Source organism: uncultured Campylobacter sp. (assembly GCF_937996225.1).
Lineage (GTDB): Bacteria > Campylobacterota > Campylobacteria > Campylobacterales > Campylobacteraceae > Campylobacter_B.
In genome coordinates this window covers 1-15465 of record NZ_CALKTC010000046.1, presented here as the reverse complement: position 1 = coordinate 15465, position 15465 = coordinate 1, and the positions used below count along the sequence as shown (strand labels likewise).

General features: G+C 47.8%; 12 protein-coding genes and 1 pseudogene. 1 reads left to right on the top strand and 12 read right to left on the bottom strand.

The window, feature by feature from the left end:
* The 11 genes and pseudogenes from Q0174_RS05580 to sdhA all read right to left on the bottom strand — a co-directional run.
* A partial coding sequence (locus Q0174_RS05580; protein ID WP_298042193.1) for a Sua5/YciO/YrdC/YwlC family protein occupies window positions 1-1861 on the bottom strand: 1861 nt, incomplete at its 3' end.
* Between the two features lie 10 nt (window positions 1862-1871).
* Window positions 1872-2135, bottom strand: coding sequence for a hypothetical protein (locus Q0174_RS05575; RefSeq protein WP_298042190.1), 264 nt, complete (start codon window positions 2133-2135; stop codon window positions 1872-1874).
* Between the two features lie 11 nt (window positions 2136-2146).
* Window positions 2147-3784 (bottom strand): hypothetical protein, encoded by a 1638-nt coding sequence (locus tag Q0174_RS05570; RefSeq protein ID WP_298042188.1) that lies wholly within the window; start codon window positions 3782-3784, stop codon window positions 2147-2149.
* Window positions 3768-4490 (bottom strand): hydrogenase maturation protease, encoded by a 723-nt coding sequence (locus Q0174_RS05565; RefSeq protein WP_298042196.1) that lies wholly within the window; start codon window positions 4488-4490, stop codon window positions 3768-3770. Before Q0174_RS05565 ends, Q0174_RS05570 begins: the two co-directional genes overlap by 17 nt.
* 60 nt (window positions 4491-4550) lie before the next feature.
* Window positions 4551-4646, bottom strand: a pseudogene (locus tag Q0174_RS05560) (hydrogenase expression/formation protein); the annotation flags it as partial.
* Window positions 4643-5317, bottom strand: coding sequence for a Ni/Fe-hydrogenase, b-type cytochrome subunit (cybH, locus tag Q0174_RS05555; protein WP_005870440.1), 675 nt, complete (start codon window positions 5315-5317; stop codon window positions 4643-4645). The pseudogene Q0174_RS05560 and the gene cybH, both read right to left, overlap by 4 nt.
* A gap of 3 nt (window positions 5318-5320) precedes the next feature.
* Window positions 5321-7042 carry a nickel-dependent hydrogenase large subunit gene (locus Q0174_RS05550; RefSeq protein ID WP_298042185.1) on the bottom strand — a complete coding sequence of 574 codons (1722 nt, stop codon included), beginning with the start codon at window positions 7040-7042 and terminating at the stop codon, window positions 5321-5323.
* Window positions 7043-7044: 2 nt separating this feature from the next.
* Window positions 7045-8190, bottom strand: coding sequence for a hydrogenase small subunit (locus Q0174_RS05545; RefSeq protein ID WP_298042182.1), 1146 nt, complete (start codon window positions 8188-8190; stop codon window positions 7045-7047).
* A gap of 388 nt (window positions 8191-8578) precedes the next feature.
* Window positions 8579-9436: an 8-methylmenaquinol:fumarate reductase membrane anchor subunit gene (gene sdhE / locus Q0174_RS05540; RefSeq protein ID WP_298042179.1), complete on the bottom strand. Its 858-nt coding sequence runs from the start codon at window positions 9434-9436 to the stop codon at window positions 8579-8581.
* Window positions 9437-9446: 10 nt separating this feature from the next.
* On the bottom strand, window positions 9447-10421 hold the full coding sequence (sdhB, locus tag Q0174_RS05535; RefSeq protein WP_298042176.1) for an 8-methylmenaquinol:fumarate reductase iron-sulfur subunit: 975 nt from the start codon (window positions 10419-10421) through the stop codon (window positions 9447-9449).
* Entirely contained in the window at window positions 10418-12298 is a 1881-nt protein-coding gene (gene sdhA, locus Q0174_RS05530; protein WP_298042174.1) for an 8-methylmenaquinol:fumarate reductase flavoprotein subunit, read from the bottom strand. The genes sdhB and sdhA overlap by 4 nt, the downstream gene beginning before the upstream one ends.
* Window positions 12299-12454: 156 nt before the next feature.
* Here sdhA and Q0174_RS05525 point away from each other — a divergent pair, with 156 nt between their 5' ends.
* A complete protein-coding gene (locus tag Q0174_RS05525; RefSeq protein ID WP_298042172.1) occupies window positions 12455-13345 on the top strand; it encodes a LysR family transcriptional regulator in 891 nt (296 codons plus the stop codon).
* A 202-nt stretch (window positions 13346-13547) separates the two neighbouring features.
* On the opposite strand, the gene Q0174_RS05520 is transcribed toward Q0174_RS05525, so the two are convergent.
* On the bottom strand, window positions 13548-15164 hold the full coding sequence (locus tag Q0174_RS05520) for a phosphoethanolamine--lipid A transferase (protein ID WP_298042169.1): 1617 nt from the start codon (window positions 15162-15164) through the stop codon (window positions 13548-13550).
* Window positions 15165-15465 lie beyond the last annotated feature (301 nt).

Here is a 15465-nt window from a genome sequence, read left to right as displayed (position 1 = left end):
CTTGGCTATCCACTGCGGACTGTAAATTTAATTTGTTAATTGCTTGCTGCAGCTCTAGCCCGCCTTCTGCTTGCGGCGAGCTCAAATTTTTAGCCGCATACTGCAAATCAGATCCATCGTATGCGCGCTCTAGCTCGTTTACTGCACACTGCGAGTCGTCTGCTCCTAGCGTATCGCAGGCGAAATTACGGTGCGCCGTTTTGCTGAAAATTTGCGCACTCTGTAATATCCCCTGCTCCGCGCAATTTTCAGCGCTTTGCGTACTAAAATTTTTCTCTACAGAATTGCGTAAATTTTGTAGCGCAGAGCCCTGCCCTTGCGCCGATTCTTCTTGCTCACCCGCAAATTTCGGCAATATAGGATTTTTGCTTTGCGCCTTTAAATTTTGCGTGCCGAAATCCGCCGCAAAGCCCGCCTCTGTGCGCCAAACAAACTCGCGCTTTTTTAAAATCACGATCGGCTTGATGTTGCAGTCTATCAGCGCCTCTTCCTCCGCGCTTAGGTTTGCTGCGCGCCCCGCCTGCGCTGCGTCGCGACACATGATCGCAAAAGGCTTGCTCGGACGCTTTTTAAGCGTTCGCAGCATCCGTACTGCGCGCTCATTCGTCGCATCGCAGACGATGTGAAAGCCGCCCATCCCCTTGATCGCGCCGATCTGTCCACGCCGCAAAAGCTCCGCCGTGCGCGCTATCGCCTCCTCGCCGCTAGATAAAATTTCGCCGCCTGTGCCGCATAAAAACAGCTGCGGGCCACAGTGCGGGCAGGAGATCGGCTCGGCGTGATAGCGGCGCGTGAGCGGGTCCGTGTATTCGCCGCGGCAAAACTCGCACATCTCAAACTCCCTCATCGTGGTGTTTGCGCGGTCATACGGCAGCGCGGCGATGATGCTAAGGCGCGGGCCGCAATCGGTGCAGTTGATAAATGGGTAGTGAAAGCGCGGATTTTGCGGGTCGTAAAACTCTTTTTTGCACTGATCGCAGATCGCAAAATCGGGCAAAATCGGATTAAATTTACGCCCATCCTTGGATTGCGTGATCTTAAAATCAGTAAAATTCTGCATAAAATCTTGCGTATTTAGATCGGTGCGGATAATTTTATCGATACGACAAAGCGGCGGCGCTTCACTGCGAAGGCGCTGCTCGAAAATTTTTAAAATTTCTTTTTCGCGCAGATCTTGCTCGGTACTTTGTGAATCGTGTTTAAAGCCGTCCAAATCCCACTTCGCATCTTGCAAGTCGCGCTTAGTATTTTGTAAATATTGCAGCGATTCATTCTGTGACGTACCGCGCTGCTGCGACGAATTTTGCACGACGAAATTTTGATCCGACGAAGCGGGCAAAATGGAGTCCTGCTCGTTTAGATCGGTCTCGAATAAGTTTAGTAAAAATTTCTCGCTCTCTGCGGCTTGAAAATCTCTCGTCAAATCATGCGGCAAGCTCATCAAATCAGGCGGATTTGCTAAATCGTTTGCTAGATCACGTAGCGAATCATTCGGTAAGTTCGGTGCGCTTTGCAGCGAAATGGAGTTCAAATTTAAATTTGAGCCCGTAAAATTTAGTGACGAGCTTGCGGTCTCGTTAGAATCCGACTTGGTAGAATTTAAAGACCGAGCAGCCGATGACGATACTTTCTGCGCTTGAATTTTGTTAGAATTTGGCTCATCTAAATTTAAAGGGGCGGAATTTTTATCAATCAAGCCTTTTTGCGGCTCGGAAAGGTCTGCGCAAACGATGATTTTAACGCCCTCGCCATCGTTATATACTTCGCCTTTCAGCCCCAAATCCACGGCTAGCTTGTAGACGAACGGGCGAAACCCGACCCCCTGCACTGCTCCGAAAATCTCAAATTTAGCCGCTTTCATGCACGTGCTTTCATAAATTGTGCGCCGCAGTAGCTATTTTGCGAGCAAGTTGCGCTCGCTGCAAGCGGACAAAACGTACCGGGCGCCTCAAAATATGCTCTAAATTTAATAAAATTTGTTCCTTCACGCTCACGTCCTTTGCCGCTTTTTTGAAATTTCGCGTGATCTCGTTTGCGCTAAGCTTAGCCCGTATGGCGCGGCTATCGGCGCCGCAATGTCCGCGCAACTCGCTGTTTTTCGGATAAGACTTAGGAGTTTTGCCAAAAATTCGCATATATGCCCGATCTAGCGAGCTTGAAGCGCTAAGCTGTCGCTAAAGCTCGCGTCAAAATTTTTGCAAAGTTTAAGCATTAAATCCGCGAATTTGCGTCCACCAAACATCGCGCCGCCGAAGATCAAAACGTCAAAATCCTCTTTGCGCTCATCCGCCAGATCGCTTAAAAAATAGCCCAAACTATCGAAAAATCCGAACGCAAACAGCTTTTCATTGGCGCCTGCGAGCGCATAGCTCATCGCCGAGCGCAAAATTTTATCCGCTTGCACGCAGCCGCGCTCGTCCGTGCAAAAATCGAGCCGCACACCTTTACCGCCCGCAAAATCCTCCGCAGCCGCGATCAAAAACGCCGCATCGCGCCCCCAGATAAGCTGCGCAGCCACGCTAAAAATACCGTAAAATCCTGCGTTTGCGCTTTTTAAAATTTCATCGATTTTTGCGGCGTTTACGTTAAATTTGGCACTGAAATTTTCAAACAGCTTTGCGCCCGTTTCGTCCGCGCAAATTTGAGCCTTAAGTTCGTCAAAACTCCGCGGCAGATTAAATTTCAGCAGAATTTTTTTAGAGCTTTCGCCATAAATTGCGATCTCATCGTCCGTGCCCACACCCAAAAAACAGCGCAAAACGCGTTTTTTGGAGTCGTTGAAAATCCCCTTTTCGCGGTACGTAAGCGCAAAAAGAGCGGAGTTTTTGTCGTTTGAGTTTTTCAGGTAAGCGCTCGCGCTGCCGCTTAAAAAATCCTCGTTTTGCACGATCAAAAAGCCGTTTTGCAGCGGCGCGACCTTAAAAATTTTATCTTTCTGCGCCGCATTTTCATATTTTGCGCTTAAAAAATAGATCTCGTCGCTTGCCAAAGCGCGCACCAGCGCAAACACGAATATGTCGCCCGCAAGCTTTACGTCAAAAAATTTAGGCGCGTCCTCGTGATTTTTTCTAAAGATCGCATTAGTTTTTAGGCTTATGAGTGGCTTTTCGAAGGCTGCGAGCGCGATTTTGCTCTTTTCATCGCTCACAAAAATCCCATCCAGCGCGCCCACTCCTGCAGCTATCAAAAAATCGGCGCTAAAATCCACGTCCGCTTTGAGCGTGAAAGTTGCGCCGCCGCGCTTAATCTGCACCTGCTGAGCATGAAATAAGTTTATGCGGCAAAACTCTAGTAAGCGGGCAAAATTCTCCCTGCTTACCGCTTCAAATTTTCCGTCATGAAGCACGCTAGCGCCGCTTATTATTCCGAATTCGTTTTGAGACGGCTTGGCGTGAGCGAGGTATTCTTTCATCACTCGCGGAGTGAAATTATTAAATTTAGCCGCGCTATGGGCGTTTGAAATTTCATCCTCTAAAAATTTACTTATATCGCCCGAGGAGGTATCTTCAAATGTGCCGTTAAATTTCAGCGTTTTTGCTTCGGCGCCGTCCTCGTCCACCACGCGCACGGAGGATTTTGCCAAAAATATGGAGTTTGGAATCAGAGGCATCGCCTCGTCGCTAAATTTTAAAATTTCATCCTCGCCGCCGCGCACGAAAAGGCTTATTAAGTTCGCCTCTTTTTTTAGGCAAAAATCAAGTGCGCTTTTGCGAGCATAAAACAGCAAGAAGTACGCTATTAGCGCGTTTTCATTAAGGTAGTTAAACTCATATGCTACTATCATCTCGCCCCCTTTTTGCAAATCGATCCGCGATGTCTTGGACGCTAAGATCGGCGATTTTTTCATGCGCGAAACCAAGATCCGATAGGTACTGCAGCGCCGTTTTTTCCATAGTTTTTGAGGACTCTAATATCACGGAGCTTAGCTTAAAGCTCGCTTCTTCGATGCGCTTCGGCACGACCGCTAGAATTTTAACGTGAGGCAGATCGCCGCAAAGATCCATCATCTGCAGGGTTTGAAGCATTTCGACCTCGTGCGCCGAGCCGCTCCAGCTGATCTGCTTAGGCATCGCGTCGTAGTCGAAAAAATACACCTCGCCGCCCTTTGCGCCGTCCGCGTCTATGCAATCTACGAGTAAAATTTCATCAAATTCCGCCATCGTAGGCATCAAAAAGCTAGCCAGAGTCCCGCCGTCGATAAATCGGATCTGATCCGAGCTGTTGCTCGGCGCGGCTGAATTTACGGCGATGAAGTCCGCATTGATAGAGCTTTGCGCTGCGGAATTTATGACGGAATTTTGCGAAGTAAAATTTGAAGCGCAATTCTGCTTTGCGGAATGTTCTGAAGTAGAATTTCGGTCTAAATTTACTGCTGCGAAATTTCGCTCGGAGATAAAATTTTCGCTCGCAGAATTTTGCGAGGAGTCGCGCTCTGTGGAATTTTGCGAGGTAGAATTTTGTATCGCAGATACTTGGGCGGAATTTTGCATAAAATTCCGCGCCGCAAAATTTTCGCCCGCTATATAATTTCGTGCGGCGGCTTTAGGATAAAATTTATAGTTCTGCGCGAGCGCGCGGACGAAGTGCACGCCTATGCCCTCGTCCGCGTAGATGACGTTGCCGATACCCAGTACCAGCACCCTCAAGCGTGCTCTTCCTTTTTAAATTTATAGCCGCTTACGATCGCATCCATCGCGCCGTCTCTGCCCTTGACGGCGTTAAAGACCGCCATATAGACGTGGATCGGCACGAAGATTATGATGATATTCATGCAAAGATGGTGAATCATTCGCACCTCGCTTAGACCGCCCATCGCCGCTTCCAGCGGGCGCAAGAGCCCATATAGCGCGCCACCTAACCCCTCGTGATAGACGTGAACGTATAGAATCATTCCCGTTAGGCAGATTACGAACAGCACTAGATAAAAGCCCAGATATGATATGAACTGCAATGGGTTATAAACGCCGCGAAGATGCGGGTGCTCGCCCAAAAAGATGTAGTATTTTATCTGAGCGATCCAGACGCGCGGGCTAAAAAAATCCTTGATGCTTAAAAGCTCTTTTCTGCTCTTTTTATCGAAGAAGAAAAGATAAGTTTTAAAGATCGCCGCACCGATCATCGCAAAGCCGAAGATCAGATGTACGAATCTAAATTTAGCCTGCATGAAAAGCACCGGCTCTGGGCTTACCTCGGGCGCGGTGAAAACAAAGGCGATGTAATATCCGGTGATCACCAAAATCGTAATGCAAAGCGCGCGCAGCCAGTGCGTGAGCCTAAGACCGATGGAGAACTCGTATTCCGCAAATCTTTTTTTCATCGTTTATCCTTTGCTGGGATCTACCCTATAGCGGCCGAGCTCCGCTCCTTTAGCGTCCATTACGTGCACGGCGCAGGCGATGCAAGGATCGAAAGAGTGGATGCGGCGGATAATCTCTAGCGGCTTGGAAAGATCGGCAAGTTTGAGCCCGATCAAGCAGGATTCGTAAGCGCCCATAGCGCCGTCTTTATCCTTCGGCGTGGCGTTCCAAGTAGACGGTACGACTGCCTGCCAGTTTTTGATGACGCCCTTTTCGATCCTGCACCAGTGGCTAAGTGCGCCGCGCGGCACATGACCGATATAGCGACCTTTGTACTCTTTGGAGTTATCGATTACATATTTTGCGCAGGTCTGCGTATCACCGCTTTTGATGTTTGTGATCAAATTTTCTAGTGCGATCAGTCCGTTGTCGGCTATGACTTTGGCTTCGATCATACGGCACGCCGTTCGTCCAAGCGTCGAAAATACCGCTTCAAGCGGCAAGCCGGCGTCTTTTAGGAATTGATCCACGACCTTTACTACGCGCTCGTTTTTCTTAGCGTAATTTACCACGATATTTGCAAGCGGTCCTACCTGAAGCGGCTTGCCGTCGTAGCGCGGAGCTTTGATCCAGGTGTATTTGCCCTGGGTATCGAGCACCTTCGTATGCGCTTCTTTGCCGTGCGCGTCGATGCTCTGTCCGTCCTGAAGACCCGTATAATTCGGCTCTTGCTCGCCGTCGTAAGGATGAAGCGCCGCATCGTTTTTATACCACGCATGCGTTGCCTCCTCGGTAATCTTGTTCTCATCAAGCTCCAAAACCTTGCTAATATCGCCGTCGAGTATCATGCCGCTTTGAAATAGCCATTCGTTCTTTGAAAGCTGAAATTCTTGATGAGTCCATAAATTTGCCACGCCGATATCGTTTAGCACGCTAGGTTCGTTACCGTAAGCCTTAGCAGCCATTACTAGATCAGGATAGTAGGCGCGATTTACGAAGTCCGCGACCTCTTTAAATTTAGACATATATTCGCCCAGTCTTGCAGGGCTTAGGATATCCATCACGCAGGTTACGCCGCCTACGGTGAGGCTTTGCGGATGAGGCTGCTTCGCACCGAATATCGCCATCATCTGAGCCGCCGTGCGCTGAATGCGTAAACACTCAAGATAATGTGAAAGAGCGATTAAATTTTGCTCCGGGCTAAGCTTATATGTTGGGTGTCCGAAGTAGGCGTTGGCAAAAGGCCCCAAAGCGCCTTTCTTAACAAAAGCGCCCACGCGATCTTGCACCTCTTTTAGTTTATCCGCACCGCACGCATAAGGGGTATCGCAGTATTTAAACGCCTCCTCGCTTGCTTTTTTAGGATCGGCGCTAAGCGCGCTTACTACGTCTACGAAATCAAGCCCGTGGAGCTGATAAAAATGCACCGGGTGATCGTGCAAAAATAGCGCGTTAGCCATCAGCGTGCGCGTCAGCAAGGCATTTAACGGCGGAGTGATACCGAGGGCGTTTTCTACCGCGACGATGCCCGCTTTGTAATGCGAGAAGGTGCAGACGCCGCAAATTCTTTGCATAAAAAATCCCGCGTCGCGCGGATCTCTATTTTTTACTATGGTCTCAAGCCCGCGCCATAGCGTCGAGCTACTATAAGCCTCGCGGACGACGTTTTCATCATCCACTACGACCTCTATTCTTAAATGTCCTTCTATTCTGGTTATCGGATCTATTACGATTCTTTGCGACATGATTATTCCCCTTTATCTTTCTTAAATGACGCAATCGCCGCGTGTGCCGCTACCGCAACACCCGTGATCGCTAAAATTCCGACACCTATCTTATCTGCGGTAGCATCAGCGCCGAGCCCGCCGAAAACACTTTCATAAAGGCGATCCGCCAAAGGCTCTTCAAAAGGTCCCATATGATCCCAAAAATCAGGCTCCGAGCAACCTATACAGCCGTGACCTGCTTGTACCGGCCAGCTAGTGTGGGAGTTGAAGCGCTCGCGCGAGCAGTTATTAAACGTATAAGGACCCTTGCAGCCTACTTTATAAAGGCAATATCCGTCCTTTGCGCCCGCATCGCCGAAGCTTTCTACAAACTCGCCCGCGTCGAAATGCCCGCGACGCTCACATAGATCGTGGATGCGCAGCCCGTAAGCCCATTTAGGCCTGTTATAAACGTCCAGGCTTGGAAGTGTGCCGAAAAGGATAAAATTTAGCACGTTGCCGACGATATTTTTTTCGCTAGGCGGGCAGCCCGGGACGTTGATGACGGGTTTGTTTATGATTTTGTCCAAACCTACGGCGCCGGTCGGATTCGGAGCTGCGGCTTGGATACCGCCGAAGCTCGAACAGGTGCCGATCGCAAATATTGCCGCAGCGCCTTCGGCTGCGTGTTTGCAGTGCTGAGCTCCGCTTTTGCCCTCGGGACCCACGGTTAGGAAAAATTCATTCTCGCCGCTTGGGATTCCGCCCTCGACCATTAAGATATAGCGCTCCTTGTATTTTTCTATCGCGCCCTCTAAATTTTCCTCGGCTTGCCAGCCTGCGGCAGCCATTATCGTCTCGTGGTATTCTAGGCTGATGTAATCGAATATGAGGCTGTCGATCGTAGGCGTATCGGTGCGTAGCAAGCTCTCGCTACAGCCCGTGCACTCTGCCATATGAAGCCAGATCACTGGCAAGCGATCCGCAAGCTCCGCCGCTCGCGCCACGCTAGGCGCAAATGCGGCCGGAAGCCCTAGCATCGCGGTCATTGCTCCGCTCCATTTCATAAAATCGCGACGCGAAAAACCTTTGCTCTTAAGCCTTTCTTGTATGCTTTCCTCTGCTTTTATTCGTGGCAAACGCTCAACGGCATCAAGTCTAGCCGAAATTTGAGCTAAATCAACCATAATGTCCTCCTGAAATTTAGGATATTTTTAAATGGCATTCTATCAAAATTTAGAATTTATGCACCTTAAATTTGATCCGATTTAATTAAAATTTTATATTTATTCGTTGTCTAATGGTTTTTAAATTTAAAAATAAAAGGCGGATTAAAATTTAGCGCGGCTGGCGAAACTTTAAATTACGGCGGAGAAAGCATTAAATTTTATGAAGCGTTAAAATTTATAAAGCAGTGAAATTTTATCTAAGAATTTTATAGTGGCGAAAAGTATTTTAGGATAAAGCAGGCGTAGGTCGGATGATTTTGTGCGATACTAGCAGGCGCACTGTTTGTGCGCCGCAGCGAAGTATTTTTGCAAAATCATCCGTTAAATTTTAGAAAATTTCCAAAGATCAGCTTACCAATCTCGTTGCATCTTGGATATTGATGTTTAGTCCAAGCTGCTCGTTGCTTAGCCCAAGAGCAAGGCCTACCAGCTGAGATAGGTGGATGATCGGCTTTCTTGCCTTGGAGTTCATCACTTCTTGGTATCGCTCCTGATAGATATCAAGCTGCATCTGGCATAGCGGACAAGGAGTAACTACGACGTCCGCTCCGTGCTCGGCAGCGTCATTTACGATCTCGCTTGACATTTTAGATACCGATTTTACCGCAGGATAGCTAGCGTGAAAGCCGCAGCAATCAAGGCGTTTTTCAAAAGGCACTATCTGAGCACCAAGTGCGCTAACTACCGCTTCAAAGCTTTTTGGATTGGTTGAGCTTTCTTTCTTAAGCTCGCGCTCCGGTCTTAACGAGTGGCAGCCGTAAAATAGCGCTACTTTTAAATTTGTTAGCGGTCTAACGACTTTAGCTTTTAATGTATCTAAGCTTTGATATAGCACCCAAAGCAGACTCGTTATCTCGGTACTTCCCTGATACTGCATACCGCCCTCTTTTAAAAAGGTATTGATATAGCTTTTGGCTCCCTTATCCAAAGCTAGCTTTGCTTTAGTTAGAGTTAGCATACAGGTGGAGCAGGTAGTTAGCAGAGGCATATTCATACCCTCGGCTAGCGCGATGTTTCTGGCATTGGCCACTAAGCTTGCCATGGGATCTACGCATTGAGCTTGACTAGCTCCGCAGCAGCTCCAACCTTTTATCTCGTGAAGTTTAATACCAAGCACCGGAGCGATCGCCTCAAGTGAAATTTTAGATTCCTTTGCGGCTTGACTTAAAACGCAACCCGGGAAAAATGCAAATTCGTTATTCATCCTCTCCTCCTTATTCTATCTCGCCGCTAGCTTGAGCCTTGCGTGCGGCCTCTATCATCTTAACGAGCTGCGCATGTCCCTCGATCTCCTCGCCTCCGAATACGTGCAAAGGATTCATCTTGCCCGCAGCCATTAAATTTGCCGCTACGTCCATCTTGCCCATATTTGCAAATACGCCTTCGCTTCTTAAAGCAAGCTTGATCTCGTTTAACCTTCCGCTTCCCTCTACGATATCTAGCAAGAACGCCTCTGCGTGAGCTGGACCGCTTCCTGCGGTAAGTCCTTTTTTCATCGCTATAGCGCGAAGTGCTGTGATGTCGCTTTGAGCACTTATGCCTTTAGGGCAGCGATCGGCGCACTCTTGGCAGTGTACGCATAGCCATAATCCGTTTAGCACTGCAGGCTTTAGATGAGGCATAGCGTCCCTGCTTCTTGAATCAAACGCGGCGCGGTTAGCATGCGTGAAAACAAAGGGCTGCATATAATCGCTCGCGTCCGCTCCAAGCTTATTGCATTCGCTAGCGCAACATCCGCAAAGGATACAATCCCACTGCTTTTTGATGCGTTCCATCTGCTCAGGGCTTTGTTTACAGCCCTTTTCGGCGCTAAATTCTTTCTTAGGAGTAATAGTAGGCTTGATCTTTCTTAAATTTTCGATACTAGGCTCCCAGTCCACCACCAGATCCGAGATCACTCGGAAGTTATTTAGCGGCGAGATCGTAAAGCTATCGGGGTTTTCATACTCTGCAAGCAGAGCCTCCATCTTGGTATCGCAGGCAAGATATGAATGCCCGTTTACCCTTACGGCACAGGCTCCGCATATCGCCATACGACACGCTGCGGTAAAATTTAAAGTGATGTCTAAATTTTGCTTAATAAACTGCAAAACTCCAAGCAGGGTCTTTCCTTTGATCTGCTCCAAACTAAGCTCATAGGCTTGCTTATAATTTTTGCTTCCGTCGAAGCGGTCTATGATAAATTTCATTGAGGTTTCCTTCCGTCAAGAGAGAATTCTGTAACGACGACCTCTTTGTAGCCCAAGCTTAGCTCTCCTGCGTCGTTCATCGTCACGATACTGTGCTTTAAGAAATTTTTATCGTCGCGCTTCGGATAATCCTCTCTGGTATGCGCGCCGCGGCTTTCAAGCCTCTTTTGCGCAGCCAAACACGCACAGCGCGCAAGTAGGATTAAATTTCCAAGCTCGACGTAGTCGGTAAATGCGGTATTCATAACCGGATTTACATCAGCAACGTGCAGCTCGTCGTAGCGCGCTCTGATACCCTCTAAATTTTGCGAAAGCAGATCGAGCTTTTCGCCGGTTCTAAAGATGCCCATATTGTCCCAAAGCTGCGCGCCTAGCTCTTCGCGCAACTCATACATCTCGTTTGCCTTGCCCGAGCCGTTTGCGATCTGCTTAAATTTAGCCTGCCATTTTTGCGCGAGCTCGCTCGCTCTTTTACCCGAGCCGAATCCCTCCTGCTTCGCGGCATAATCCGCTGCGCCGAGTCCTGCGAGCTTGCCCGTTACGACGGCGTCGGTCAAAGAATTTCCACCCAAGCGGTTTGCGCCATGAATCGAGATACAAGACGCTTCGCCAGCGGTGTAAAGCCCCGAAATTTTAGTGCTCATATCGTCAAATTTAGACACTTCGATGCCGCCCATCGAGTAGTGTGCGGTCGGACGAATCGGAATCGGCTCCTCGATTAGATCGATACCCTCAAACAAAATGGCGGTGTGTCTGATCTTAGGAAGGGCTTTTAAAATTTTATCTTTTCCGAGATGTCTTACGTCAAGTAGCACGTATGCGCCTAGCCCCTCGCCGTATCCCCTACCCTCGCGAATCTCGGTTTCGATCGCGCGAGCTACGACATCGCGCGGCGCAAGCTCCATCTTTTCGTGGTAGTTTTTCATAAAGCGCTCGCCTTTGTTATTGAGCAGATATCCGCCCTCGCCGCGCGCAGCTTCGGTAATGAGCGCACCGCCGCTTTTGATGCCTGTGGGATGAAACTGCACCATCTCCGGATCGCTAAATCCAAGACCTGCGCGCAGTGCAGCCGCGATACCGTCGCCGGTAGCGATATAAGGCACCGATGTGCGGTTGTAAAACATCCTCGTATATCCGCCCGTTGCGATTACCAAGGCTTTGCAAAGCACTGGATAAAAATCGCCGGTTTGGATATTTCGAAGCACAACGCCCTCGCATTTGCCGTCAGGTGCGCTGATCTCAAGCAACTCGTGATCGATTAAAAATTTCACGCCGTTGCTGACCGCATCGTCAAAACAGGCGTGCATCAAGATATGACCCGTCTTATCGGCGGAGTAGTTGCATCGTTTTTTAGACGCGCCGCCCATAAAGCGCTGTGCTACGCCGCCCGGGACGCCGCTTTCTTTGCCGTCCACGCCGCCGCTAGCGTTTCTGGAAAACAGCGTGCCGATGTAATCCATCTCGGCAATCGTAGGGCCCGCAAGCTCGCAAAATTTAATCGCAGCGTCCTGATCTACGAGATATGCGCCGCCCTTTACGGTGTCGTAGGCGTGGAGTTTATACGAATCGCCGTTTGCAAAGCTCGTAACGCCGTTGATACCGCCCTCCGCCATACAGGTGGCGTTGCGCGAAGGCATCATCTTCGTAGCCACGACTACGCTGAGATTTGGATTACTCTTTCTTACCGCTACGGCTGCACGCAAACCCGCGCCTCCCGAGCCGATAACAAGTACGTCCACACTAGGAAGGCCGCCTTCGTTGCCGCCGTCTGCGCTTTTACTTTTGTCGGTATCCACGCAGCCGCTAAGGCTAAGCGCGCCGACGCTGATACAGGCCGATTTTAAGAAATCGCGTCTGTTGAAATTTGATTCGCTCATTTTCCTCTCCATTTGAGAAATTCTTAGCTTAAGTTTAAAGTTCTAAACTAAAAGCGTAATTTTAGTTTCATTTTTAACATAAGTCAAATATTATTTAGTGTATCATTTCATAAGAATTAAATTATCAATTGGAGAGGCTAAATGAATTTGCATCGCATGGAGCTAGTATTAAAAGTAGCAGAATTCCGCAGCTTTACTAAGGCTGCCGAAGCACTTAAAATCCCGCAGCCGTCGCTATCGCAGAGCATTTTATCACTGGAACGTGAGCTTGGAGCGCAGCTTTTTAACCGCACGAGTAATCCCATTTCGCTTACGCGCGCGGGAAAAATTTACGCTAGTAAAGCCAAAGTCATTTTTGACGCCATAAACGACCTAAAAAACGATATCTCTGAAATAAGCGGCGTAAAAAATGATAAAATTCGCATCGGCTTTTCGCAAAACGGCTATAATCTACTGCCGTCGCTACTGCCGATGTTTTGCAAGAAATTTAAGGATTCGGATCTACAAATCACGCAGTTTTCTTCTGCGCTTAGCATTCGCGAAATGCTACTTCAAGGTGATCTTGATGTCGGTATGCTGATACTGCCCATCGATATGAGTGGGCTTGACGGGGTTAAAATTCTAACGCAAAAAACCTATGTCGCTCTAAGCTCCACCCATCCGCTCTCGCTTGAGTTTAAAAACGAATCTGTTCCCAAAATTGACATTTCGCGCTTAAAAGAGGAAAGATTCATCCTGCCTAATCAAAGCCTAAGAAGCGCCGAGCAAATAGATGCATTTTTTGCCGCCGCAGGCTTTGCGCCGAAAGTGCTGTGCCGCACGGAGACCTTTGATATCGCCAATGCTATCGTCGCAAGCGGCGCAGGAGCGTGCTTTAGCATACCGCAGATGATAAAAGAGGATAAGGCGAGCAGGATAAAGCTCTTTGACGTAGGCGCGCGCGAGCTCGATAATACGCTGATAATAGCCTACAAAAAAGGCAAACGTCTAAACCATCTAGCGCAGGCATTTATCAAAACTGCACGTAAAATTTCTAATGAAATTTAAAATTCATAGCTCGCAACGATAAATGAGAGATTGAGCTTTTGCAGCACTTTGCCTCTCTACTAGCTTTTACATAAAATTTTATAGCAGATTTCGCCCGAGCTTAGGTAAAATTTCAAACTAAGCTTAAATTAGAATTTTGCCAATAAAATTTTTTATTGCTAAAATTTCACTCACAATTTACGACGGAATTTAGAGCGAAATTCTAATTTTTCACTCCATTTAAAATATCCAAATCCTTGTTATACACCTTGGTATCTACTTCAAAAATTCCAAGCAGCGTGTGAAAAAGATTATCGTGCGAAAAAGCATCATCCTTATGCGATTTAAGCGCGCCTAAATCGTATCTTTCGCGCATTTTTCCCTCACCTAGCCAAACGATCGCGCCGATATGCTTTTGCGCCTCGGGAGCGAAAAGATAGGGCATGCCGTGCAGATAAACGCCGCCCTCGCCGAGGCTCTCGCCGTGATCGCTCATATAGATCATCGCCGTTTCGTACGTCTTAGAATATGGTTTTAAAAATTCTACAACCTTGCTTAAAAAATAATCCGTGTATAAAATCGCGTTATCGTAGGCATTTGAAATTTCTTGCTGCGAGCAGTTTTCAAGCTCGTTATCGCGGCAAACGGGGCTAAATTTTTCAAATTCTTTCTTATAGCGCTTAAAATACGCAGGCCCATGATTGCCCATCTGATGCAGCACGATTAATACGTCTTTGCCCGCGTTTTCGGCGATAAATTTATCAAGCCCCGCAAGCATCCCCTCGTCCCTGCACTCTACGTCGCAGATCGGATTATTTTGCGGAATTTTAAAATCCTGATATTTTACGCGCAGCGCCACACCTTTGGAATCAGAATTGTTATCGCGCCACAAAATCGCCATGTCATCAGCGCGGTTTAGTATGTCTAATACGTTTTGCTCCTCTGCAGCCTTTTCGACGCTAAATTCATCGCGATTTAGCAGCGAAAACATGCACGGCACGCTTTGCGCCGTCGAAGTGCCGCAAGAATGGGTATTGCTTAGGCTTACGACACCCTGCTCTTTGGCTAGTAGCGGATTAGTATCTCGCTCGTAGCCGTTTAGCGAAAATCTATCCGCTCTCGCCGCTTCGCCCACGACTACGACGACGAGCTTTTTTGAGCTTGTGGAATTTTCATCGATATGCGCGTCAGTAGCGATTTGCATCAGAGGCTGCGAGCCCTGCTTTTTAGATTTTGCGGCAAATTTAACGCCGCTGTAGATCCAATATCCAGGATTTGCGTAGCTGCGTAAAATTTTATGCTCTCTGAAAAACGACGCGTAGTATTTGCTAAATCCAAAAAGCAGCGCCGCGATGATTATTATGCAAATGCCAGCCGCTTTGAGCTTAGCTAAAATTTCAAATCGAAGCGGGCGGTAGCTAACGCGCGAGCGAGCAATCAGCACGCAGGGTAAGACGCCCAGCACCAGCACGTAAATCGCCAGTCGCAGACTGAAAAGATCCGCTGATTCGGCAAAGTTCGTTTGGGCTGCGTTACGGATCATCTCCGAATCGATTACGACATTATAGCTATCCATAAAATACGCCGTAAACGACGAAATAAAAAAGCAGATCATCAAAATCGGCTTGGTCGTATAGCGCGAGCTAAAAATTGTAAAAAATAGCGTCAAAAAAGCGATCAAAGCTGCCGCGTCGCAGACAAAATAGATAAAATTTAGCCCCGAGATTCCGTAGGCATTTATGATATTTTTAAAAAACGAGAAGTTAAAAAATGCCACAAAAGCAAGCGAGCTTAGAAAAATAAGTTTCTGCTGCGACGGATTTTTAAAAAAGCTAGGCACGAAGCGTTCCTTGAGATAAAATTTCAAGTTGAAATTTTACGGCGTTTTGGTAAATACTCGGAAATTCCGCGCTTTGTATCTCACAAATCGCAGCAAAATTTTTGTGAAATTTTAAAATTCCGCGCGTATTCATCTTAGCTTCATCTTGGAATTTTAAAATTGCGCCATCCAAAATAAAATTTGGAAATAAAATTAAAAGGATTAAAGATGAAAAATCTTAAAGCTTTAGGCGCGCTCGCCGCTACATTCGCCCTTGTAGGCGCATTAAACGCAGGAAACTTTAGCGAAAAAGATGCTAGAG

Excerpts from the sequence above, each read along its gene's own strand:
- Q0174_RS05575 (WP_298042190.1), bottom strand. The coding sequence starts at position 2,135 with ATGCGAATTTTTGGCAAAACTCCTAAGTCTTATCCGAAAAACAGCGAG.
- Q0174_RS05570 (WP_298042188.1), bottom strand. The coding sequence starts at position 3,784 with ATGATAGTAGCATATGAGTTTAACTACCTTAATGAAAACGCGCTAATA.
- Q0174_RS05565 (WP_298042196.1), bottom strand. The coding sequence starts at position 4,490 with ATGCAAAATTCCGCCCAAGTATCTGCGATACAAAATTCTACCTCGCAA.
- cybH (WP_005870440.1), bottom strand. The coding sequence starts at position 5,317 with ATGAAAAAAAGATTTGCGGAATACGAGTTCTCCATCGGTCTTAGGCTC.
- Q0174_RS05550 (WP_298042185.1), bottom strand. The coding sequence starts at position 7,042 with ATGTCGCAAAGAATCGTAATAGATCCGATAACCAGAATAGAAGGACAT.
- Q0174_RS05545 (WP_298042182.1), bottom strand. The coding sequence starts at position 8,190 with ATGGTTGATTTAGCTCAAATTTCGGCTAGACTTGATGCCGTTGAGCGT.
- sdhE (WP_298042179.1), bottom strand. The coding sequence starts at position 9,436 with ATGAATAACGAATTTGCATTTTTCCCGGGTTGCGTTTTAAGTCAAGCC.
- sdhB (WP_298042176.1), bottom strand. The coding sequence starts at position 10,421 with ATGAAATTTATCATAGACCGCTTCGACGGAAGCAAAAATTATAAGCAA.
- sdhA (WP_298042174.1), bottom strand. The coding sequence starts at position 12,298 with ATGAGCGAATCAAATTTCAACAGACGCGATTTCTTAAAATCGGCCTGT.
- Q0174_RS05525 (WP_298042172.1), top strand. The coding sequence starts at position 12,455 with ATGGAGCTAGTATTAAAAGTAGCAGAATTCCGCAGCTTTACTAAGGCT.